Origin of the sequence: Nonomuraea sp. MG754425, from assembly GCF_021699195.1 — a bacterium.
Classification (GTDB): Bacteria; Actinomycetota; Actinomycetes; order Streptosporangiales; family Streptosporangiaceae; genus Nonomuraea.
The window spans coordinates 1-22920 of the sequence record NZ_SSXE01000021.1 but is presented as its reverse complement, the minus strand read 5'-3'; the positions used below and the strand labels follow the sequence as shown (position 1 = coordinate 22920).

Below are 22920 nucleotides of genomic sequence, written 5' to 3'. Positions count from 1 at the left end.
GTCCAGCGTGCTGCTGCCGACGCTACGAAGGGCGAGGACCCGCGACAATGTGGGTTTCCGGCAATCTGGGCGGCCGAAGATGCCGGACCACGCGTCCGGACGCGGTCAGCGCCCGGAGAGCAGCACCGGAAGCGTGCCGACGCTGTTGCTCAGCAGGTTGTCCACGGAACGCAGCCCGCCGGGCGGGACGGCCAGGGCCATCCGGGGGAAGGCGCCGAACAGCGCCTGCAGGGCGATCTCCGCCTCCATCCGGGCCAGCGGCGCGCCCAGGCAGAAGTGCCGGCCGTGCCCGAAGGACAGGTGGGCCCGCGGCGGGACGGTGAGGTCGAAGCGGTCGGCCCGCGGCCCGTACTGGTCGTGGTCGCGGCCGGCGGAGGCGTGGCAGCCCAGGACGGCGTCGCCGGCCCGCAGCAGCACGCCGTCGATCTCGACGTCCCGCACCGGGTAGCGCATGGGGAAGTAGCTGACGGGCGAGTCCCAGCGCAGCGTCTCCTCCACCGCGGTGCTCCAGGGCACCGTGCCGGAGCGCAGCAGCGCGAGCTGGCCGGGGTGGGTGAGCAGCGCGTGGGCGGCGTTGGTGATCAGGTTGACCGTGGTGATGTGGCCGGCGATGTACAGCAACTGGACGGTGTCGAGCAGCTCGGCGTCGGTCAGGTGCCGCAGCAGGCCGCTGATCAGGTCGTCGCCGGGGTGGGCACGGCGGATCGCGACGATCTCGGTGAGCAGGTCGTAGATCCTGGCGCGCAGGGCGGGGCTGTCCTCGGGGCCGTCGCCGACCCTGGTCACCGCCTCGGTCAGGGAGTGCAGCTCCGCGCGGTGGGAGGCGGGGATGCCGAGCAGTTCGGAGATGACCCCGAGGGGCAGCGCGTAGGCGAACTCGCGGCGCAGGTCGACGGGGCCGGAGCGGTCGAGGCCGGCCAGGCGGTCGAGCGAGCGGCGGGTGTGGGCGGCGATGTGGGGGCGCAGCGCGCGCATGCGGCGGGGCGAGAACGCCTGGGCGGCCGGGGCGCGCAGCCGGGTGTGCCGCTCGCCCTCGGCGTTGAGCATGGACGCGTCGGAGATGACGTTGGTGACGGGGGTGCCGGCAGGGGCGGCGCGGCGGGCGTCGGGGTTCCAGCAGGCGATGTCGCGGGACAGGTCCGGATGGGACAGGACCGCGCGCAGGGTGGCGTGGCGGGTGGCGGCCCAGGCGGCCACCCCTTCGGCCAGCACGGGCACGAGCGGTCCCGCCGCGCGCAGCCGCCGGTTGTCGGCGTGCGGGTGCGGGCTGGCCGGGTCGAGCAGCCGGGCCTCGGTCATGACGCCCCGGCCGCGACGGGGGCCCGGCGCGCGTAGCAGAACAGGTGCTCCTCCCGCGCGGACGCGTTCGGCCTGGTGAACGGGACCGTCTCCCGGTGGAGGAGGTCGAAGCCCGCCTGCCGCAGCCGCCGCTCGTACTCGTCGGCGGGGAAGCTGGTGATGCTCTCCCTGCGGCCGAGCCATTCGGTCTCGTGCCCGTCCCAGTCGCCGCAGACGGTGCCGAGCAGCAGGTAGCCGCCGGGTGTCAGCCAGTCGTGGATCCTCGACAGGGTGGTCACGATGTCCGGCCGTGGCATCGACAGCAGGGAGAAGAAGGCGCACACGGCGGTGAACGATCCGGGCGGCGACCGGAAGTCCCGTACGTCGTGCTGCTCGAAGCGGGCGTCCGGCACGCGGCTGCGGGCCAGGCCGAGCATGGTGGCCGAGACGTCGATGCCCAGCACGTCGAGCCCGGCGCGGACGAGGGTGTCGGCGGTGGGCCGGCCCGTGCCGGAGCCGACGTCCAGCACCGGGGCGCCGGGCGGCAGCCGCTCGGTCAGCCAGGCGAGCGCGGCGAGCTGCTCGGGGATCTGCCCGTAGACCTCCTCGTAGGTCTCGCCCAGCGTCAAGAACGGGTCGAAGGCGCTGTCACCCATGACCGTGCTCCTCGGGTGTCTCGGTGCCGTGTGCGGAGGCGGTGTCACGCCGGTTCGGCGGTCAGCCAGATGTGCTCTTTGGTGTGGAAGGTGCTCTTCCAGACGGCCCGTCCGACCTCGTCGAGCGTGGCCGTGTCGTCGGGATGGACCTGCCCCAGCACGGGGACGCTCAGCGTCTCGGTGGTGTGGCCGTACTGCAGCACCAGCTTGTTGCCGGTGGCCTGCGAGTAGCGCAGCCTGCCCACGGGCGCGTCGCAGATGCGCTCCACGACCGGCGCGGCGGCCAGCGTCACCAGGGGCGTCCAGGCGTACATGGACTGGCCGGTGACGACGGCGTGATCCTGCAGCACCGTGAACGGCAGCGCGCTGAGGAAGTCTCGGCACAGCTCCTCGTTGAGGTCGGCGAACAGCTCCGCGCGCACCTCGATGCCCAGGGGCTGCCAGCTCAGCCGCAGCGGCACCCGCCGCGTCGAGGCGGAGGCGTGCGGGTCGGCGCCGGCGGGGGCGGCGGCCTCGGGCGGGGCCTCGTCGTAGCGGTAGCGTTCGCCCTGGTCCCACGGGAAGTAGTGGTGGGACCAGGCGGTCAGGCGGTTGACGTAGCGGGTCAGCACGGTCAGCGCCGCGATGAGGGCGTCGCGCTCGCCGTACTCGCTCTGGCGCAGCTCGCGGGCGCTGCGCGTGAGCGTGGTGAAGCCGCTGTCGCCCAGGTACTCGCTGTAGATCGGGTCGAGCCGGCGCAGCACGGCCAGCACGCCGTTGACGCTCAGGTCGCCGCTGGCCGCCAGGGCGAGGGTCTGGTAGACGTTCATCGAGTAGTCGCGCAGGATCGCGTTCGCGAAGTCCCAGGTGGTGAAGTACTGCCCGTACGACCCGGGCTGGTGTGCCAGCGTCCCGGTGCGCAGGGCGTGGATCTCGGGCGGCTCCTGGGTGCGCAGGCGATCGGTCAGCAGACCCAGCTCGCCCCATCCGGAGGTGGTCATTCCTGCTCTCCTGACTCCGGCGTCGTCGCCGGGCTGGGCTCGGGCACGTAGCGGGAGGCGACGACGCCTTGCGGGTCGAGCGCTCGTTTGATCGCCGAGACGCTGCGCCAGAAGCCGTCGTCGGTGCGGCGCAGGAAGGCCGGGGCCACGTCGATGTCGATCCGCATCGGGTAGATGGCCGCGGCTTCCAGCCGGTCGAGCAGCTCGTCCTTGAACCGGTGGGCGCGGGCGACCGCCTCGGGGTCGGTCCGCTCGAAGTAGAAGGGGAAGAACCCGGACAGGGCCGTCGGGCCGATCCGGCCGAACAGGCGGGCGCAGGTCACGCCCATCTCCTCGGCGGTCCGCCGGACCAGCTCGGCGCAGGTCACCACGTGGCTCCCGGTGAAGGGCAGCGTGACGTTCAGGCACAGGAACCCGGGCAGGTCGCGGTCGTGGTCGAGGTCGCCGGGCGCGCCCGTCCAGGCTTTGCCCGCCGTCTGGGCCAGGTTGTGCAGGGAACGGTCGGAGGGGACGCCGTCCGCGAGCTGGAGCCGGGCCTCCAGCAGCGCACGTTCCTGTTCGTCGCACCCGGCGGGGTCGTCGTGCTCGGTATCGAACGACTGGACGCTCTCGGCCAGTCCGCTCAGGCGGTGCTCGATCTCGGTGGCCGCGGCGGCCCGCATCCCGGCGTTGCCGTACAGGGTGAGCTGGGCCTTCCACGTCGGGGTCGCGCTCGCGCGGAAGAAGCGGATGTTGGGGTCGGCGCCGTCGGTGATGCGCAGGTAGCCGGTGACGAGGTTGTCCTGGCACATCGCCGACAGCTCCTCGACCAGGTCCGGCAGGAGCGGCTCGCGGACCTCGACCGTCACCTCCCGCAGCGGGCGCGAGGGGTGCAGGCGCAGCGCCATCTTGGTGACGACGCCGAAGCCGGACTGGACGAACAGGCCGAGCAGGTCGGGGCCGAGACCGGGCGGGTAGTGGTGCACGGTGTCGGCGTCGAGGTGCCACAGCCCGGTCCTGACCACTTCGCCGTTGCCCAGCACCACCTCCAGCCCGAGCAGGTCGGCGGCCCGCGCCCCCAGGTTGCCGCCGCCGCGGTCGAGCACGTTGCCCACCAGGCTCGTCTCCCTGGCGCTGCCGGTGACGTTGATCTTGAGCGTGCCGCCGAGGGCGGCCAGGTGGTCGGACAGCCGCCCCTGGGTCACGCCCGGCTCGATCACGGCGTAGCCCAGCCGGCCGTCCACCTTCAGGATCCGGTCCATGTCGCCGAGCTGCACCAGGGCGGCCGGGCCGCGCGGCGGCAGCGCCGAGCCGAACCCCCAGTTGCGGCCCGTGCTGACCGGCTGGAGCAGCACCTTCGTGCTCCGGGCGACCTCGATGATCTGCCGCACGTCGCTCACCCCGGCGGGCCGCAGGACGGCGACCAGCTCGCGTGGCGCGAACTCGGAGGTGTTGCGCTGCCAGGCGGCGAGCGTGGGCCCGTCGGTCCGGACGCGCGCCTCGCCCAGCGCCGCCCGCCATCCCTTGAGCGCGGCCTCGACGTCGCCGGCGGCAGCAGTGCCCGTGTCGTGCTCGGTGTCGTGCTCCGTGTGGTGGTCGGTGTGGTGCTCGGTGGCGTCGGTGGATCGCGTTCCGGTGTCCATGTCCATCGGCGTCTCGTGCCTTTCCTGTCCGGTGCTGTTCACAGGGGTTCCCGCCGGTCGCCTGGCCCTTGTGGCTCGTGCGGGCCGTGGCTCTCGGCGGCCAGTTCCCCGGTGACGAGCCGGTGGCGGAGCGACGCTTTGTCGATCTTGCCCATCGGCGTCCGGGGAACCGTCTCGGCGACGGCGAGGCGGACGGGCAGGAACTCCTCGCTCATGTGACGCGCGCGCAGGAAGGAGCAGAGGTCCGCCAGCGACGGCGGCACGCCGTCCGCGATGATCACCGCGCAGGCGGCCTCGTGCCCGTCATGGTCGGGGACGCCGACGAGCGCGCTCTCGACCACCGCCGGATGGGCGAGCAACTCGCTCTCGACCTCGGCGACCGGGATCATGTTGCGCCAGCCCACCCGGTCGAAGGAGCGGGACACGTAGCGCAGCCGGCCCCGCTCGTCGCGGCGGCCGACGTCGCCGGTGTCGTACCAGCCGTCGTCGTCGGCGGGGGTCCAGGTGGTCGCGCCGGTGCGGATGTCCAGCATGCCGCGGCACAGCGCCGCCCCCCGCACGCGCAGCGGCCCCGTGCCCGACCCGTCGTCGCGCACCTCGACGGTCATGCCGGGCATCGCCCGGCCGATGCTCTCCTCGGCCGGGTCGCCGGGGTCGTCGGGGGCGGTGGAGGCGATCGCGCCGGCCTCGGTCAGGCCGTAGACGTTCATGAGGCAGGGGGCCAGCAGCGCCCGTACGTCGGCGGCGACCGGGGCCGGCAGGGGGGCTCCGGCGCTGAGGACGCGGCGCAGCCGGGACAGGTCGCGCGGGTCGCGCCGCTGGGCCGCGTTCAGCCGTCCGAGCCAGGTCGGCAGCGTCACCAGGCAGGTCACGCCGCAGCCCGCCACCAGGTCCAGCCACGCCTCGGCGTCGTAGTCCCCGCCGTGGCTCATGAACACCGACCGGGAGCCGGTGAGCAGCGGCTTCAGCGCGAGGAAGCCCAGGCCGACCGAGTGGGTCAGGCCGGCGTCGGCGGCCACCACCGCCGGGGACGGCAGCAGCCCGGCCGAGGTGCGCACGCACGCGTACAGAGTGTTGTAGCTGTGCAGGACCGCCTTGGGCGACCCGGTCGTGCCCGAGGTGAACACCACCTGGCAGGCGTCGTCGGCCGACACGCGCGGCCGGTCGGCGGTGGGCAGGGGCTCGGCCAGGCGCGAGCGGGTGAGCAGTTCGTCGAGGGAGGCGGTCAGGCCGGGGCCGCCGGGGATGGCCGGGCCGCCGTCGTCCGCGCCGATCAGCAGGCGGGGCTCGGTGGCCGCGAGCATCAGCTCCGTCTCGCGCCGGCCGGTGGACGGCGACAGCGACATGGCCACCGCGCCCACCCGGCCGCAGGCCAGCCAGAGGGCCGCGCTCTCCCAGTGGTCGGGCAGGCGGAAGGCCACCACGTGGCCGGGCCGCACGCCCCAGGACCACAGCACCGCCGCCATGCGCTCGACCCGGCCGGCCAGCTCGCCGAAGGTCACGGTGCGCGGTTCGCCGCCCGGCTCGCGGATGTTCGTGTACACCAGCCGGCCGGGCTCGGCCAGGGCGCGCGCGTGCAGGTCGTCGAGGAAGACCCCGCGCCGCCAGCGGCCCTCCCGGTGGTAGCGGACCCCCGCCGCGGGCATGGCCGGCAGCGCGGCGGCCACCCGGCTCATGACGGCCCCCCGGCGGCCCGCTCCGCGCCCGGATCCGGCGGGACGGCTTCGTACCGGCCGGGGGCGAGCACCGACAGCGGGTCGAACACCTCCTTCAACCGGCGCAGCAGTTCCGGCGGGCCGCCCGCGTCCATGTGCTCGATGTCCAGCCGGTAGGGCCGCCAGCCGGCCGCGGCGAACCGCTCGTGCAGCAGGTCCAGCGCCCGGTGCGCGGCGGCGGCCGACGCCTTGGGGAACCGGCACGAGACGACGAGGTCGATGACGTCCGACGAGATCGCGTTCACCGTCGGCGACCAGGTGGTGCCGGTCTCGGCGGCGATCTCGCGCACCAGCGTCCTGGCCCGCGCCACGGCCGCGCCGTCGAAGGGCAGCAACGGCAGGAAGAACAGGAAGCCGGTGTCCGGGTTGCCGTCCACGCCCGCCGCGCCGGCGCCGAACCAGGTCTCCAGCAGGGCCTCGTTCAGGCTCGGATCGCCGGTCAAGCAGTGGTGCAACTGCGTGGCCAGTTCGTCGTCCGGCACGTCCTCGCCGACGTCGTCGAACAGCCCGCTGCGGCGGGCGTGGCGCATCAGCAGGGCCGAGGCGAAGCGGGCCAGCTCCGGGTCGCCGTCCACGCAGCAGTAGGCCCAGCACTCCTCGCTCTCGACGGGCTGGTAGATCTTCAGCACCCCGCTGACCAGCCGCTGGCCGAGGTAGCCGCGCAGTTCGTCCACGGCGGCGGGCAGGCGGGAGGCGTCGAAGGTGAGCCGCAGCAGGCGGGCGGCCCGCGGGCGGGGGAGCAGCCGGATCACCGCGGCGGTCACCACCCCGAAGTTCGACTGCGCGAACAGCGGCATCAGGCCGGGGCCCAGCTCGTGCCGGTACGGCGTCACCCGGCCCCGCTCGTCCGGCCAGCTTCCCAGCCGCAGCAGGGTGCCGTCGGCGAGCACGACCTCCAGCCCGGCCACGTCCTCCCAGCGCTGGCGGCGCAGGCCCACGCCGCGCTCGACGGCGTTGCCGACCACGCTGGTGTGCGGGGAGGAGGCGGTGACGTTGGCCATGAAGGACGTGCCCGCCAGCCTGCCGGCCAGTAGCCCCTGGGTGACCCCCGGCTCCACCACGGCCACCCCGATCGTGGTGTCGAGCAGCCGGATCGTGTCCAGCCGGCCCAGGTCGAGCAGGACGGCCCGGTCGGTCACCGGCTGGCGCGAGCCCAGCCCCCAGTTGTAGCCCGTGCTGACGGGGTAGAGCGCCACCCCGGGGACCGCCGAGGCCACGATCTGCCGCACCTGCGCCACGCTCGACGGGCGCAGGACGCCCAGCACCTGACGCGACGGGAACATCCCGACGTCGGCCCGCCGCGCTTCGTGTGTGCCGCCCGGTCCCAGCCCGCGCACCCAGTCGCGGAGCCACGCGGCGGCGTCGTCGTCACGGGCTCGCACCGGGAGCTCGGCCCCGGCCTTCGATGAGCGCACGTCCACCCCCCTTGTCCGCCGCCCGGCGCAGGGGTCTCGGCGACCTCTCGTCCGGCGGCGAATCCCATCGTGCACGGAATGTAATTTACTCACTACTTACCGTAACGACACGATTGTGTGGGGGGCGCGCGAGGCCCGTTGAGCGGCGCAAACGCACGAGGCCGCCCTCGCCCCCGGCGGGGGCGAGGGCGGCGATCACGCCAGGAGGGAACCGGTCAGTGGCCCTTCCCGGACGCCTTCACCCGCATGACCACGTCGATCGGGTCGTGCCGGTACGGCGAGTCGGTGTCGAGCGACAGGTTGGCGGTGTACCGGCCGGCCGCGCTGACGTGGGCGTCGGCCTTGACCGTCAGCGTCGCCGAGCGGCCCGGCGCGAGTTCGAGTTCGGTGTGGTTCTCCTTCAGCCAGGCGACGTCGTCCCCGCCGCACGAGTCGTAGCCGGGCAGCACCTCGGCGACGGCCGCCGGGTTCCACGAGGGGGTTCCGCCGATCTTGTACAGGCCGCAGCCGCTGCCGGGGACGTCCACGGCCTGCCGCATGTCCGGGAGGTCCCGCCACGTGCCGGTGACCGGGTCGAACTCCGCTGCCCGGCCGGTGGGGGCCAGGTTGCTGATGCCGCCGGCGACCTGCAGCCTGCCGTTGGCCCCGCTGAAGGCCATCCCGTAGTTCTGGTAGGGCATGTCCGCCAGCGCCGTCCAGGCGTTGCGCCGCGGGTTGTAGGCGTAGGTCGAGGTCAGCTCGCGGAAGCTGGGCCCGCTCCCGGTGTTGACGAACCTGTCCCGCCCGCCGGCGCAGATGATCTGGTCGCCGAGGCCGGCGCAGGCCGGGTTGTTCGCCCGCGACGGGTAGTCGGCGACGCGGGTCCAGGTGTCGCGCCGCGGGTCGTAGCGGTAGACCGCCGCCGACGTCTCCGTGCCGCAGTCCACCACGCAGCCGCCCACGACGTACAGGTGCTTGCCGAGCACGGCGGCGGTCGCCTTGCTGAGCGTCGTCGGCAGGTCGGCGAGCCGGGTCCAGGCGTTCTTGTCCGGGTGGTAGGCGTACGCCGTGGCAACCGGCCGGTGTTCTACGTCCTCGCCGCCGAAGACGTAGAACACGCCGTCGAGGAAGGCCCCGGCGGAGCCGAGCAGGGCCTGGGGCAGGTCGGCGATCGGGCTCCAGGCGCCGGTCGCCGGGTCGTAGACGTAGCCGGCCGAGACCCGCCGGCCGCCCGTCGTCCAGCCGCCGGCCGAATAGAGCTTGCCGGCGTGGCTGCCCGCCGCGTTGTTCGCGATCGGGAGCGGATAGTCGGCGATGTCGGTCCAGCCGGCGTCGCTCGCTCCGCCGCCGGACCCGGCCGGCGCGCTGTGCTCGCCGATCGTCACCTTCAGCGGCGCGCCGCCGGTGTTGGTGAGCCGGACCTTGCGGGTGCCGGCCGAGCGGCCCAGGGTGGCGTCGAACGAGACGCCCGTCGTGTCGGCCGAGAGCCGGCCGGCCCGCAGCGTCCAGTCGCGGCGGGTCACCTTGTCGGCGGCGACGGTCACCGTGCCGGTCGAGGACGCGTAGCGGCCCGCCGACGCGGTCAGCTTCGTCTTGCCCGCCTTCCCGGCGAAGGCCCAGTACCAGCCGTCGGCCGTGCTGGGCGTGGAGCCGCCGACGCTCGCGCCCGGCACCGGCTCGCCGGTGTTGGCGTCGGTGACGACGCCGCTGACGAGCCCGCCGGGCTGCGGGACGCAACTGCCGACGGTGATGTCGTCGAGCTGCCAGACGGAGGAGCCGTGACTGGCGAAGTGGAAGCGCACCCGGGCGTCGGAGCGTCCCGCCGCCTGGGGGATCGCGACGGAGGTCGACCCGTTGGTGCCGTTGACGGCCCCGCCGACGGTGCTCCAGGTGGCGCCGCCGTCCAGGCTGAGCTGGACCTCGCCCACGCTCTCGGCGTCCGGGACGATGAAGAGGTGGTTGAACCGGACCGTCGGCGCGCTCTCGCCGGACAGGTCGATCGCCGGTGAGGTGAGGTAGGTGTCCTGGGCCGTGCCGCCGTTGATGAACGGGGAGGCGGCGGCGAAGTTGCCCTCGCTGCCCATGAGGTTCTGGGGCTTGCCGGTGAAGTCCCAGCCGGGCGTGGACCCGGAGACCGTCCAGCCGTCCTGGGGCGTGGTGCCGCTCCAGCCCTCGAAGTCGACGCGGCTCGGGAAGTCGTAGCCGGGGGCCAGGCAGGCGCCCCGGTCGACCGAGAGGGAGGCGTCCGTGCCGGTGTCCGGCCCCGTGTCCGGGACGCTGACCCGCTGGACCTTGGTGGTGTAGCCGGGGTAGTCGGCGGAGACGCGGAAGGTGTAGTCGGCGTCCTTGGGCAGCTCGACCGAGTAGCGGCCGGTGTACGGGTCGGTCCTGACCCTGCCGTGCGGGTAGCCGTCGATGGCGATCGACGCGGCCAGCGGCCAGGCGCGGTCGCCGTCGCCGGTGATCGTCCCGGACACGGTCCGGCTGGGCACCGCGCGCATCGGGAAGTCGGCGCTCACCTTCTGGTCGACCGGCACCGCCACGCCCGTGCTGGTCGTCTTGGCGTAGCCGAAGCCCGTCGCGGTCAGGTCGTACGTGCCGGCCGGAACCAGCAGCGTGTAGCCGCCCTTGCCGTCGGTGCCGGAGCGGTAGGTCTTGCCGTTGCCCACGTTGCGGGCCGAGACGTCGGCGGAGCCGATCGGAACACCGGTGGCCTGGTCGGTGAGGGTGCCCGCCAGGGTGCCCGCGGGGCCGAACGTCAGCGCGCCGAGGCCGTTCGGGGTGCCGAGGCCGGTGGGCCCGTCCCAGCCGGGGCCGGCCTCGCACAGCACGTTGCCGCAGACGCCGTTGCTGCCCTCGGTGATGTCGAACAGGTCGGGCAGCCCGGCGGCGGCGTAGGGGTAGGTCACCGGGTAGGTGCCCGGCGTCGGGGTGCCGGCCAGCGCGTACATCGCGGCGACCAGCGGGGCGGACAGGCTCGTGCCGCCGTACTGCAGCCAGCCGCTGTAGCCGTCGGAGGAGAAGGAGTGGTAGACCGACAGGCCGCTGGCCGGGTCGGCGTCGGCCGAGATGTCGGCGGTCGCGCGCCCGTTCGGGCAGTTGGTGTCGATGCCCTCCTGGAAGGCCGGGCGCGGCTCGTACGGCGAGCAGCCCGATCCGCCGCCGGTCCACGGGCGCTCGCTCCAGCCGCGGGCGGCCGACGCGTCGCGGGTCAGCCGCGTCCCGCCGACGGCGACGACGTTGGGGTTGCTGGCAGGCCAGCTTGAGATGTTGCCGATGTCGCCGGTGGCCGCGGTCACCACCACGCCGGGGTGGTCGTAGTGCTTGTCGTAGGCCTGCTGGCCGTCGGCCTCGCCCGGGATGCCGTAGGAGTTGGAGACGAACTTGGCGCCCAGGGCCACGGCGGTGTCCACCGCCGCGGTGAGGTCCGGGACGGACGCGGAGTCCGCCTGCACCAGCAGCAGCTTGCAGCGTGGGCAGACCGCGGAGACGGCGTCCAGGTCGAGGGCGCTCTCCGCCGCCCAGCCCGCGTCGTCGGGCGGGTAGTCGGTGCCGCCCTTCTGGTCGACCTTGCGGAAGCAGCCGTTGGCGGTGGTGCACTCGGGCAGGCCGTACTGGGAGCGGTAGACGGCCAGGTCGCTCTCGGCGGCGGAGTTGCCGTGCGCGACGACGACGGCGACGGTCTGCCCCTCCCCGCCGTCGGGCAGCTTGTACGCCGACCGGATGTCCTCGGGCGTGAGCGCGGTGGGCCGGGGCTGGTCGGCCTTCATCGCGATCCGCGCCCCCTTGGGGGTGTAGATCTCCAGGAGGCAGCGGGCGTGCTCGGCCGGCAGGTCCGAGCGGTTGCAGCCGCCCGGCGTGTAGTCCGGCTCGGGGATGCCGGACAGCGGCTGGGCGGCCGGCGTCTCGGTGGCCTGCGTCTCCGCGGCCTGGGTGTTCGTGGCCTGCGTGTTCGGGGCCTGGGCGTTCGGGGCCTGGGTGTTCGCGGCCGGTAAGTCCGTGGTCTGTGTGGCGGTGCTCTGCGGGGCGGGGGGTTCGGGCGCGGCACGTGCCGGTGTCGCGGTGAGCACGCCGGCGGCCAGGCCGGCGGCGGCTGCCAGGGAGACGAGTCTGCGCAGACGCATGATTCTCCGATCAGAGCGGTTCATAGCCATGCCACTTCTCCGAGCCGTCCGAGCCCTTCGGGTTCTCCGGGCTGTCCGAGGCGGCATCGCCGTCGTCGCGGGCCGGCTCGGAAGTCGGCTCCTGCGCCGGTTGCCGGGCTGGTTCGGCGTCCGCGCCGTCGGCGGGCCGGTCGTCGGATGGCTGCGGAGTCGTAGGCACGCAGCGAGTATCGGAGCGGCGTCCGGTCGCTTGCTATTGGGCGGATGACCTAAAGTTCGCCGGCGGGCCCGGCCGCGCGTTCGTCCGGCGACCCGTCGCCGGGCCCGTCGGCAGGCTCCTCGGGCCCGAGCCCGGCCTGGACGGCGGCCACCGCCAGCGCCGTGCGCGAGGACACGCCGAGCTTGCGCATCGCGGAGTTGACCTGCGCGGCGACGGTCTTCGGCGAGCGCGACAGCGCCTCCGCGATCGCCTTGTTGCCCAGGCCGGTGATCAGCAGCCGGACCACCTCGCGCTCCCGCGGCGACAACTCGCTGCCGTAGCCGCGCCGCCCGCCCCGCCAGGCGCGCCGCACGCCGTGCTCGTGCAGCCGTTCGGCGACCCGGTCGGCGTCGCCGGTGGCGCCGAGCCTGGACAGCCCGCGCAGCACGCCGGTCAGCAGGTCCAGCCCGTCCGCGCGCCGCCCGGCGGCCACCAGGCAGGACGCCTGCCGCTCGCGGGCGAGCAGCGCCGCGTAGGGCTGGGGCAGCGCCTCCCACCGCGCGGCGGCCAGCGCGTACGCGTCCGCGGCGGCCTCGGGCCCGTCGTGCGCCTCGGCGAGGTGGGCGCGGCATTCGGCCAGCGCCGCGTGCGCGCCGGCCGCCGGGCAGTCCCGCAGGCCGCGCTCGTACTGTGCGACGAGGTCGGCGGCGTCGGCCGGACGTCCTGCGGCGAGCAGCGCCCGAGTCCGCACCGGCAGGAGCTCGGTGGCCCACAACCAGGTCCCCTTGGCGACGACCAGCCGCATCGGCGCGCCGGTGAGGCGCAGCGCGCCGTCGGGGTCCCGCTCGGCCAGGCACAGGCGGGCCAGGGCCGCGGCCGGTTCGATCGGCACCTGCGCCAGACCGCGCCTGCCGGACTCCTCCAGCACCCACCGCAGCCGGGCCCGCGCGCGCTGATGCTCTCCCCGCGCCACGTCGAGCAGCCCGGCGACCGTCCGCGCGTCCAGCCGGATCTCCGGCTCGCCGTCGAGTTCGGCCAGCCGCGCGGCCCGCTCGGCGAGGCCGTCCCACTCGCCGGTGAACCAGTCCAGGTGCGCGCGGGTCACGGCGATCATGTCGTTCAGCCGCACGTAGCCGCGGTGCTCGGCGAGCCGGACGCCGCGGGCCAGGTGCTCGCGCGCCTCGTCGTAGCGGCCCCAGTGCATGGACCAGTTGCCCAGGTTCAGCGCCGCGCGGGCGAGCGGGGCGGCCTCGCCCGGGGTGGCGGCGGTGTCGGGCAGCCCCGCGGCGACGATCCAGCCCTCGGGGTCGCCGAGGGTCAGCAGCCCGGTCGCCCAGTTGACCTGGAGGTCGAGCACCTCCCGCCGGGGCAGGGAGGTCCGCGCCACCAGGGCCGCGGCCCGGTCGAACCAGCGCCGGTGCACCTTCGCCGGCCAGTGCGTGCTGTACGGCATGCCCAGGCCGGTCATCGCGTGGGCCTGCCGGACCGGGTCGTGGTCCAGATCGGGGACGGCGCGCTGCAACTCGGCGACCGCGGCCTCGTGCTCGCCTCTGCGGATGAGCGCCGCGCCGAGCTGGGCGCGGATCTCGGCCCGCCGCCGCCTGGACAGCGAGGTCCGGTCGAGCACCGAGCGCAGCACCTCCACCAGGCCGCTGCGGTGCAGGTAGCCCGTGGACGCCAGCGTCGGCATCTTGTCGGCGACGCGGGTCAGCGCGTCCGCGGGCAGGTCCGCTTCGAGCAGGTCGAGCAGGTGCACGGACGCCGTCGCGTCGTCGCCCACGTCGAGGGCGAGGTCCGCGGCCTGCTCGGCGTACCTGCGCCACCGGTCGGTGTCGCCGGTCTGCCGGAAGTGCCGGGCCAGGCGGGCCGCGGCCGGCCGGCCCGCAGCCTCCAGGGCCTGACCGGCCCGCCCGTGCAACATCCGGCGGATCGGGCCGGGCACCGCGTCGTAGCTGGCGCGAGCGGCCAGGACGTGCGCGAACGCCAGCCGGCCGCGCTCGTCCTCCACGAGCAGGCCGCCGGCGATCGCGTCGACGATCCCGGCGCGGGCCTGCCGTTCCGGCAGCTCGGCGACCGTGCGCAGGACCGCCTCGTCGGCGGGTTCGGCGAGCACCGCGGCGGCGTGCAGGATCGTCCTGGCCGCTTCCGGGAGCCGGCCGATGCGCTCCAGCACGGCGTCGCGGATGGTCGGGGGCACGGCGATCTCGTCGAGGCTGCGCCGCACCCATTCGCCGTGCACGCGGACGAGGTCGGCGCGGTCGCGCAGCAGCCGCACCGACTCCTCGACGGCGAGCGGCAGCCCGTCGGTCTGGGTGTGCAGGAAGCGCGCGAACGCGTCCGACACGTGCTCGGCGTCCAGCATGGACGACACGAGCGCGGCGGTGTCGGCCACGCCGAGGCGGCCCAGGGCCAGACGCAGGTGGCCGGGGCCGCCGCGGACCCGCGAGGACAGCCGGCGCAGCAGCGACCCGGCCGGCACGTCCTCCGGCCGGTAGGTCACGAGCACGCCGACGCCGGGCGGCTGCCGGGCGGCGAGCAGCAGGAGCAGTTCGAGGGTCGCCTCGTCGGCCCAGTGCGCGTCCTCGACGACGAGCAGGCCGACGCCGAGGCGGTCGAGCAGCTCGGACAGGGCGCGCAGCAGCCGGTGCTGGGTGGCGGTCGCGTCCGGCAGCGGTTCGACCGGGTCCGGCAGTTCGCCGGCCCAGTCGGGGAACAGCGGGCGCAGCGCGCCGGCGAGCCCGCTCAGCCCCAGCCCGGCGGCGGACACGCCGGTCTGGCGGACGGCGTCCACGACCGGGCCGAGCGTCGAGGCGTCCTGGAAGGGCGGGCAGGCGGCGACGAGCAGCCGGTCGCGTCCGCTGACGGCCTCCTGCACGAGCCGGGTCTTGCCGATGCCCGCCTCGCCCTCGACGAGCACCAGCGCGGACGGGTTCGCCAGCGCGCGGCGCAACCGCACCAGCTCCGCGTCGCGCCCCACCAGGCGCGGCACGCGTACGAGGGGAACGGACTCCTCTCGTGCGCGAGTCACCGGCGATCCTCACCCTCCGCGGAGCGGAGCCCGCACCGCCGTCCAGCAACGTTCTGGCACCGGAAATCTTCGCACCGCATGATCGGCCGCGGTAGGCGTCAAAGGCGAAATCCGATGGGAAAAAGGCGCAGAAGGGTCGTATCTCCCTATTGATCACGAAAAAGGTCGAATCTCACGGTCGCGCGCCCGTGACTGTGATCACGGGGGCGCGGCCCTGACCGCCTCCATGGCCTCGAACGCGAAGTCCTCGGCTGGGGACTTGAAAGTCCTCGCATGGGGATATAGCGTGAGCGGCGAGGAGGAAAGATGCAACGGACAGGTCGCCGGCCGGGCACATCGACCACCAGAGACGAGATCGTCGCGGCAGCCGCCGCGTCGTTCAGCGAGGCCGGCTACGACGGCACCAGCCTGCGCCAGGTCGCCGCGGACGCCGGGGTGGACCCGGCGCTCGTGCGGCGCTTCTTCGGCGGCAAGGAGCAGTTGTTCAGCGCCGTGGTGGCGGAGGTGTTCCAGCCGGAACAGGCCGTGCGCGCGCTCTCCGACGGCCCCCGGGCCGAGCTGGGGGAGCGGCTGGCCCGCTTCGTGCTCACGCTGCTCGGCGACGTGCGGCGGCCGGGCCCGCTGCTCGGCCTGATCCGCTCCGCCGCGACCAGCGAGCACGCCGCCGCGCAGATCCGGGAGTTCCTGGCCCGCGACATGCTCGGCAGGCTCACCCGGCAACTCGGCGTCGACCACCCCGAGTTGCGGGCGGCACTCGCGGCCGGCCAGCTCGTCGGGCTGGCCATCACCCGCTACGCCGTCCAGGTGGACGTGCTGGTCGCCACCACCCCCGACGAGCTCGTCCGCTGGGTCGCGCCGACACTGCAGCGCTACCTCACCGGCCGGGCACCCCAACCCTGAGGAGATCGACATGTACGCCATAGTGCGCCACTACGCCGCGAGCTCCGGCTCGATCGAGAAGATGGTCGAGCAGGTCGACCGCGAGTTCGCCGACCGCATCCCCGAGCAGGTCGGCTCCATCCTCTACACCGCGGTCCACACCGGGCCGGAAACCGTCATGACCATCACCATGTTCGCCGACGAGGAGGCGGCGGCCGGCTCGGAGCGCACGGTCGCCCAGGTCCAGGGGGCGCTGGGGGCGCGCTTCGGCGTCACCGAGACCGCCGTGCAGCGCGGCGAGGTGATGGTGAACAGGGCTTCGCGGGCGGTCGCCGAGACCGTCCGGTTCGCACGATAGGAGGAACGTTCCATGGTCGATCTGCCGAGTGGTCCGCTGGCCGAGGTGGACCTCGAATTCCAGAAGATGGCATTGGAGACGGCCGGGCTCACCTTCGCGCTCGCGGGCACCGGCGTGCGGGAGAAACTGTTACAGGTCACCGCGCACGACATCTGCCGCGGCCACCTCGGGCTGGCCTTCTCGATGCACGTCACCGCCCTGCACGCGCACGGCGTCCCGTACGCCGACGTGCTCGCCCTGATCAGGTTCGTCGCCCCGTACGCCGGCTACCCGGCGGCGGCCGACGCGCTGGGCCGGCTGGCGGAGGTTGCGGCCGGGCTCGGCCTCGACACCACCCCCGAGCCGAGCCGGGTGGCCGCGGGCACCTCCGCCCCCGGCTGGCCGGCCGGCGATCCGTGGCTGGCCGGGTTCCTCGCCTCCCGCACCGGGCGGGCCTGGTCGGAGGAGCGGCTGAGCGCCCGCGAACGCGCGTTCGTCACGCTGACCGCGCACGTGGCCCGCCGCGCCTTCGGCGAGTCCTTCCGCCGGCACGTCGCCCTCGCCCTGCGGACCGCCGGCGCCGACGAGGTCCGCGACGCCGTACGCTTCACCGCCGAACTCGGCGTGATCGACGCGGCCGACGCCATGGAGGCGCTGGAGCAGGCCCTGACGGCGGCCTGACCTCCGGGCCGCGCCGACACGTCGTCAAGAAAGTGTGGACTGTCTGCTAACGACATTCCCCGGAGATCGCGGCAACCTGGGCAGCACCCACCAGGGGAGGCGGGAGAACGGAGTCCTGGCGAGCCCGTCCGGCACGGCGAAAGGCCGTGGCCGTGGCGCCGGGGATCACCGATCCGCTGGTCGGCGTCCGCGTTGTTGGCCATGGAAGGAGTTGACATGAAGCGACTCGTGCAGCGAGCGGGTGAGCGGCTCGTCGGAATGGTGTTGCCGCAGGTCGAGGCGGGTGCGTGCGTGGCGGAGCACGGCCAGTGCTGCAAGAAGGGCCTGCGCTTCAACTGCTACGGAAGCTGCGTCTCCGCCTCATCCTCCTGCTGAACACCCACTGACCGGACCGGCCGGCGGGGGAGGCCACCGCGTGCCCCGCCGGCTGCCGTCCCCGTCCGGAGGCCATCGTGCTCGATCCGCTCGCCCGGGTGTTGCTCGCCGTCGTCTTCATCGCGGCGGTCGTGGGGAAGACCCGCTCCCGGCAGGGGTTCGCCGGGTTCCGTGACTCGGTGGCGGCGATCGGGCCGCGATGGCTGCCCACCGGTCCGGTGGCCGGGGCGGTCGTCGCGGGGGAGGCCGCCACCGTGGTGCTGCTCGCCGTTCCCGGCACGCGGCTGGCCGGTTACGCCCTCGCGGCGGCGCTCCTGCTCGTGTTCTGCGCCGGGATCGGCCGCGCGGTCCTCGCCCGGCAGTCCGTCCGCTGCCAGTGCTTCGGCGCGGACGGCGGGCTGCTCGGCCCGCGCCACCTCGTCCGCAACGGCCTGCTGGTCGCGGTCGCCGCCGCGGGCGCGCTCGCCGGCGGCGGGCCCGCCGCCGCCCCGGCCACGCTGGCCGGCCTGGTCGCCGGGGCGTTTCTCGGCCTGCTCACGACCCGCTGGGAGGACGTCGCGTTCCTCCTCGTTCCCGCCGGGAGAAACCGTTGATCCTGCTCACCACCGCCGTCGTCCTGCTCGCCCTGGTGGTCGCGGTGCACCTGCTGTTCACGTTCGCGCTGGTCACCAGGGTCCGGCAGATGAGCGCGCACGGCGGTCACGGAGCGGGCCACGCCGGCGGCCCGCAGGTGCCGAGGCCCGGCACGGTCGTGCGCCCGTTCGCGGTCACCGACACCGGCGGCGCGACGATCACCGAGGCCGATCTCGACGGCCCCGTCCAGGTCGGGTTCTTCCAGGTCGGCTGCGGGCCGTGCCGGATGTTGTCCGACGCCCTCGCCGCCGCCCCGCCGCAGGCCCGATTCGTGTCCGTTGTGCAGGGGGACCCGGAGGCCCCCGACGCCACCGAGCGGCTGGCCGGCAAGCTCGGCGCGCTCGGCCGGGTCGCGGTCGTCGGCGTGGACGATCCCGTGCTGACCGCGTTCGAGGTCGTCGCGTTCCCGACGCTGCTGCACACGCACCGCGGCGTGGTGACCGCGTCCGGCATCCGGCTCGACGACTTCGCGCCGGCGACCGGCGTCCCGGCGAAGGCGGCATGACCCGATCCGCCGCCCGCACGGGCGCGGCGGCGCTCGCGCTGCCGTTCCGGGCCACACCGGTGGCGGCCGGCACCTCCCTGGTGCTCACCGTGCTCGCCGGCGTCGCGCCCGCGACCGGGGCGTGGCTGACGATGCTGCTGGTGGACGAGCTCACCTCGGGGGCGGCGAGCGCGGGCCGGGCGGCCTTCCTCGCCGTCGCGTCCGCGCTCGCGGGCGGGCTCGCCGGCGCGCTGCTCTACCTGGTCGGCCACCTCGGCGAGGTGGTGCGCCACCGGGTCACGCTGACCGTGGAGAGCCGGCTGTTCGAACGGGTCGCCTCCCTGCCGGGGCTGCGGCACATCGAGGATCCCGCCTTCCACGACCGGCTGCGGCTCGCCGAGCAGGCCGCGCAGGAGGCGCCCGGTACGGTCACGCAGTTCGCGCAGGAACTGGTCCGCTCGGCGGTGCTGCTCGGCGGTTTCGCGGGGGCGGCGCTGGCGGTGTGGCCGCCGATGGCCCTGCTGCTGCTCGCGTCGGCGCTGACCGCCGTGCTCGCCCGCCTGGCGACCGTGCGGCGCGAGGCGGCCACCGAGGAGGCGTGGGTGGCCACCGACCGTCGCCGCCTGTTCTACCGGGCGCTGCTCACCGACGTGCGGGCCGCCAAGGAGATCCGGCTGTTCGGCCTCGGCACGCTGCTGCACACCCGGATGATCGGCTCGCTGGCGGCCGTCTCGCGCGCCCGGCTGGCCGTCGCCCGCCGGGGCACGCTGGCGCAGAGCGGGCTCGCGCTGCTCGGCGCGGCCGTCACCGGGGCGGGCACGGTCGCGGTCGCCACCAACGTCGTCGCCGGCGGCGCGTCGGTCGGCGACCTGGTGCTGTTCCTCGGCGCGGTGACCGGCGTGCAGGCCGGGCTGACCGGCGTGGTGCTCCAGCTCGGCGACGCCGGCCGCGCGGTGCGGCTGTTCGGGCACTACCTCGACGTCCTCGGCACCGGCGACGACCTGCCCGCCGGCACCCGCACGCCGCCGCCGCGGGCGGCCGTCGAGCTGCGCGACGTCTGGTTCCGCTACGCGGACGACGGCCCGTGGGTGCTGCGCGGGGTGAACCTGACCATCCCCGCCGGAACCGCCGTGGGGCTCGCCGGCGTCAACGGCGCGGGCAAGAGCACGCTGGTGAAACTGCTGTGCCGGTTCTACGACCCGCAGCGCGGCACGATCACCTGGGACGGCGTGGACCTGCGCGAACTGGACGTCACGGCGCTGCGCGCGCGGATCGGCGTGGTGTTCCAGGAGTTCATGACCTACGACCTGACCGCGGCGGAGAACATCGGCATCGGGCAGGTCACGCACCTCGACGACCGGCCGCGGATCGTCGAGGCCGCGCGGGCGGCCCACGCCGACGAGACGCTGACGGCGCTGCCCCGCGGCTACGACACCGTGCTGTCCAGGACGCACACCGACGACGCCGAACGGGCCGGCGTGACGCTGTCCGGCGGCCAGTGGCAGCGGGTGGCCCTGGCCCGCTGCCTGATGCGCGCCGACGCCGGGCTGATCGTGCTCGACGAGCCGACCTCCGGGCTGGACGCCGAGGGCGAGCACCGGGTCCACGGCATCCTGCGCCGGCACGCCGCGGGACGTACCCGGCTGCTGATCTCCCACCGCATGTCCGCGCTGCGCGACGCGGAGCTGATCGCCACGCTCGTGGACGGCCGGATCGCCGAACGGGGCGGGCACGACGAGCTGATGGACGCCGGCGGCGAGTACGCCCGGCTGTTCCGCCTCCAGGCCGGCGGCTACCAGGACGCGAGGGTGCGATGATCGGGTGGATCAGGGTGATCGTGCGGGGCGACAGCATGTCGCCCACCTTCGGCGACGGCCGCCGCCTGCTCGCGCGCCGGCTGCGCCGCGACCCCCGGCGGCACGAGGTGATCGTGTTCCGGGTGGCCGACGAGCGGCTGCCGCACCGGATCAAGCGGGTCGTCGCGGTCGCCGGCGACCCGCTGCCGGGCTGGCTCGTCCCGGCGCTGCCGGAGGTGTCACACGTGCCGGCCGGTCAGGTCGTGGTGGCCGGGGACAACCCGCGCTCGCAGGACTCCCGTCAGCTCGGCCTGGTCGACCGCCGCGACATCCTCGCGACCGTCCGCGCCGCGCCGCCGCCGCTCGCGCGGGACGACGCCCGCTAGGCCGGGTCGCCGCGCCCAGGAGACGCGGCACCCGGCCGGCGGTCAGGCGGGGAAGGCGGCCACGTCGCGGTCGTAGTGCCGGTGCGCCGTGACGGCGTCGGCGAACTGGCGGGTGAAGCCGTCCCCGGCCGAGGAGTCGACCACGCCCTGGCGGCCCGGCAGCGCGGCGGCGCGCAGCAGCGGCTCGCCGTCCGCGAGCGCCCCGATGGCCTTGCCGTGCTTGAACGCCTCGCGCACGAACTGCACGGCGTGGCCGTTGCCGGTCAGCTCCTCGCCGCCGGTGCACAACACCGCGTCGTACAGCACCGAGGAGGCGGCGCCGAGCTGTTTGTCCACGGCCAGCGTGGCGGCCATGCCCTCGTGCGGCGCGATCACGTGGCAGATCGCCTTGCCGCTCTCCAGCTCCTGCATCACCGGGTACAGCGCGCCGGCGTCGGTGCCGTCGGCCACCAGAATCGCGATCTTGCGGGTGGCCAGGGCGGACGGCTGGCGGTCCTGGCTCAGCGCCGGCGAGTTACGGCCGTGGTTGCTGCCCCTGGGCGCGGGGGCCGGCAGGCCGAGCCCGGCGGCCACGTGCCCGGCCAGCCCGGTGTCGACGTTCGTCAGCCGTTCGACCACCTGCTCCTTGATGTAGCGGCGCTGCACGTGACCCAGCTCGAACAGGAACGCCTTGACGATGTGGTCCTTCTCCCAGGCCGCCATGCTGTTCCAGAACAGGGTGGCCTGGCTGTAGTGGTCGCCGAAGCTGGGGCTGCGCCGGCGGATCTTCTCTCCCTCGACCCGCTCGGTGTAGTGCCGGAAGACGCCCTTCATGTCGCCGGCCAGCACTCCGGTGGCCGGGCAGCCGCCGCTGATGGAGTTCTTGGAATAGTTCGTGTGACTGGTGTGGATCATGTGCTGGTGGAAGCCGTCCCGGTTGTCGTTGTGCACCGGGGCCAGCGGGCGGTTGATCGGGATCTGCTGGAAGTTCGGCCCGCCCAGCCTGAGCAACTGGGTGTCGAGGTAGGAGAAGTTGCGGCCCTGCAGCAGCGGGTCGTTGGTGAAGTCGATGCCCGGCACCACGTTGGCGGTGCAGAAGGCGATCTGCTCGGTCTCGGCGAAGAAGTTGTCCGGGTTGCGGTTGAGGGTCATCCTGCCGACCATCCGCAGCGGCACCTCCTCCTCCGGGATGATCTTCGTCGGGTCGAGCAGGTCGAAGTCGAACTTGTGCTCGTCCTCCTCCGGCACCAGTTGCAGCCCCAGCTCCCACTCCGGGTACTGGCCGCTCTCGATCGCCTCCCACAGGTCACGCCGGTTGAAGTCGGGGTCGTTGCCCTGGATGCGCAGCACCTCGTCCCACACCAGGGAGTGCGTGCCGAGCAGGGGCCGCCAGTGGAACTTCACGAACGTGCCCTTCCCCTCGGCGTTCACCAGGCGGAAGGTGTGCACGCCGAAGCCCTGCATCATGCGGAAGCTGCGCGGGATGGACCGGTCCGACATCAGCCACATGATCGTGTGCATGGTCTCCGGCTGCAACTGCACGAAGTCCCAGAGCGTGTCGTGCGCCGACTGCGCCTGGGGGATCTCGTTGTGCGGCTCGGGCTTGACCGAGTGCACGAAGTCGGCGAACTTGATCGCGTCCTGGACGAAGAACACCGGGAAGTTGTTGCCCACCAGGTCGTAGTTGCCCTGGCGGGTGAAGAACTTGGTGGCGAAGCCGCGCACGTCGCGTACGGTGTCGGCCGAGCCGCGCGACCCGGCCACGGTGGAGAAGCGCACGAACACCGGGGTGACCAGCGACGGGTCGCACAGGAAGTCCGCGCAGGTGTAGTCGGCCAGCGACTCGTACACCTGGAACACCCCGTGCGCGCCCGAGCCGCGCGCGTGCACCACCCGCTCGGGGATGCGCTCGTGGTCGAACCGCGTCACCTTCTCCCGGAAGTGGAAGTCCTCCAGGATCGTGGGGCCGCGCTCGCCGATCGACAGCGAGTTGTCGGTGTCGTCGACGCGCACACCCTGGTCGGTGGTGTAGCGGCTGTTGGTGGCATCGACCCGGTACTGGTCGAGTTGCTGCTGCTTGTCGCTCTCGTTGTCCGGCACGGGTCCTCCCGGTTGTCGCGGCTGCGCTTGGACCGGGGGGCCACGGCCCTTCATACCCGCGCTCGTCGCGGCTGCAACCCGGACGTGCCGCCGCTCAGCCGCACGACCCGGACCAGGAGCGAACGCCGCCACGAACCGGCCCCGGCATCGGACCGGACACCACCCGCGTACACTCGGACCCCGCAGAACCCGATCTTCGCCGCGGTGCTCGCCGATCGTCGGGCGAGCACCGCGGCGAAGATCGGGTTCTGCGGGGTCCGAGTGTACGCGGGTGGGGTCCGGTCCGATGCCGGGG

At 74.1% G+C, this 22920-nt stretch carries 18 protein-coding genes; 8 read left to right on the top strand and 10 right to left on the bottom strand.

Annotation, left to right across the window (positions count from 1 at the left end; translation table 11 throughout):
• Nucleotides 1–105: 105 nt before the first annotated feature.
• The 9 genes from FAF44_RS10135 to FAF44_RS10095 all read right to left on the bottom strand — a co-directional run bounded on the left by FAF44_RS10135 (nt 106) and on the right by FAF44_RS10095 (nt 14975).
• Nucleotides 106–1299: a cytochrome P450 gene (locus tag FAF44_RS10135; RefSeq protein WP_237102808.1), complete on the bottom strand. Its 1194-nt coding sequence runs from the start codon at nt 1297–1299 to the stop codon at nt 106–108.
• Complete coding sequence (locus FAF44_RS10130; RefSeq protein ID WP_237102807.1) at nt 1296–1934, bottom strand: class I SAM-dependent methyltransferase; 639 nt, start codon at nt 1932–1934, stop codon at nt 1296–1298. The genes FAF44_RS10135 and FAF44_RS10130 overlap by 4 nt, the downstream gene beginning before the upstream one ends.
• Before the next feature lie 44 nt (nt 1935–1978).
• On the bottom strand, nt 1979–2914 hold the full coding sequence (locus FAF44_RS10125) for a hypothetical protein (RefSeq protein WP_237102806.1): 936 nt from the start codon (nt 2912–2914) through the stop codon (nt 1979–1981).
• On the bottom strand, nt 2911–4578 hold the full coding sequence (locus tag FAF44_RS10120; protein WP_237102805.1) for an FAD-binding oxidoreductase: 1668 nt from the start codon (nt 4576–4578) through the stop codon (nt 2911–2913). Before FAF44_RS10120 ends, FAF44_RS10125 begins: the two co-directional genes overlap by 4 nt.
• Nucleotides 4575–6212 (bottom strand): class I adenylate-forming enzyme family protein, encoded by a 1638-nt coding sequence (locus FAF44_RS10115; RefSeq protein ID WP_237102804.1) that lies wholly within the window; start codon nt 6210–6212, stop codon nt 4575–4577. The genes FAF44_RS10120 and FAF44_RS10115 overlap by 4 nt, the downstream gene beginning before the upstream one ends.
• The gene (locus tag FAF44_RS10110) at nt 6209–7666 is read right to left on the bottom strand and encodes an FAD-binding oxidoreductase (protein ID WP_237102803.1); all 1458 of its coding nucleotides are present in this window, start codon (nt 7664–7666) and stop codon (nt 6209–6211) included. Before FAF44_RS10110 ends, FAF44_RS10115 begins: the two co-directional genes overlap by 4 nt.
• A gap of 215 nt (nt 7667–7881) precedes the next feature.
• The gene (locus FAF44_RS10105; RefSeq protein ID WP_237102802.1) at nt 7882–11769 is read right to left on the bottom strand and encodes a carboxypeptidase regulatory-like domain-containing protein; all 3888 of its coding nucleotides are present in this window, start codon (nt 11767–11769) and stop codon (nt 7882–7884) included.
• Nucleotides 11770–11779: 10 nt separating this feature from the next.
• Nucleotides 11780–11968, bottom strand: a complete 189-nt coding sequence (locus FAF44_RS10100; RefSeq protein ID WP_237102801.1) for a hypothetical protein — start codon at nt 11966–11968, stop codon at nt 11780–11782.
• 49 nt (nt 11969–12017) lie between these two features.
• Nucleotides 12018–14975, bottom strand: coding sequence for an AAA family ATPase (locus tag FAF44_RS10095; protein ID WP_237102800.1), 2958 nt, complete (start codon nt 14973–14975; stop codon nt 12018–12020).
• A gap of 306 nt (nt 14976–15281) precedes the next feature.
• On the opposite strand from FAF44_RS10095, the gene FAF44_RS10090 reads away from it, so the two are divergent.
• The 8 genes from FAF44_RS10090 (at nt 15282) to FAF44_RS10055 (ending at nt 20546) form a co-directional block, all read left to right on the top strand.
• Nucleotides 15282–15875 carry a TetR family transcriptional regulator gene (locus FAF44_RS10090; RefSeq protein WP_237102799.1) on the top strand — a complete coding sequence of 198 codons (594 nt, stop codon included), beginning with the start codon at nt 15282–15284 and terminating at the stop codon, nt 15873–15875.
• A 10-nt stretch (nt 15876–15885) separates the two neighbouring features.
• Nucleotides 15886–16212 (top strand): hypothetical protein, encoded by a 327-nt coding sequence (locus tag FAF44_RS10085; RefSeq protein ID WP_237102798.1) that lies wholly within the window; start codon nt 15886–15888, stop codon nt 16210–16212.
• A 12-nt stretch (nt 16213–16224) separates the two neighbouring features.
• Nucleotides 16225–16872: a hypothetical protein gene (locus FAF44_RS10080; RefSeq protein WP_237102797.1), complete on the top strand. Its 648-nt coding sequence runs from the start codon at nt 16225–16227 to the stop codon at nt 16870–16872.
• A gap of 216 nt (nt 16873–17088) precedes the next feature.
• The gene (locus FAF44_RS10075; RefSeq protein WP_237102796.1) at nt 17089–17247 is read left to right on the top strand and encodes a hypothetical protein; all 159 of its coding nucleotides are present in this window, start codon (nt 17089–17091) and stop codon (nt 17245–17247) included.
• A gap of 77 nt (nt 17248–17324) precedes the next feature.
• A complete protein-coding gene (locus tag FAF44_RS10070; RefSeq protein WP_237102795.1) occupies nt 17325–17840 on the top strand; it encodes a MauE/DoxX family redox-associated membrane protein in 516 nt (171 codons plus the stop codon).
• Entirely contained in the window at nt 17837–18385 is a 549-nt protein-coding gene (locus tag FAF44_RS10065; protein WP_237102794.1) for a hypothetical protein, read from the top strand. Before FAF44_RS10070 ends, FAF44_RS10065 begins: the two co-directional genes overlap by 4 nt.
• Nucleotides 18382–20181, top strand: coding sequence for an ABC transporter ATP-binding protein (locus FAF44_RS10060; RefSeq protein ID WP_237102793.1), 1800 nt, complete (start codon nt 18382–18384; stop codon nt 20179–20181). The genes FAF44_RS10065 and FAF44_RS10060 overlap by 4 nt, the downstream gene beginning before the upstream one ends.
• Nucleotides 20178–20546, top strand: coding sequence for a S26 family signal peptidase (locus FAF44_RS10055; RefSeq protein ID WP_237102792.1), 369 nt, complete (start codon nt 20178–20180; stop codon nt 20544–20546). The genes FAF44_RS10060 and FAF44_RS10055 overlap by 4 nt, the downstream gene beginning before the upstream one ends.
• A gap of 42 nt (nt 20547–20588) precedes the next feature.
• Here the strand turns inward: FAF44_RS10055 and FAF44_RS10050 are convergent, their stop codons facing one another.
• Entirely contained in the window at nt 20589–22679 is a 2091-nt protein-coding gene (locus FAF44_RS10050; protein ID WP_272894306.1) for a catalase, read from the bottom strand.
• Nucleotides 22680–22920: the final 241 nt, after the last annotated feature.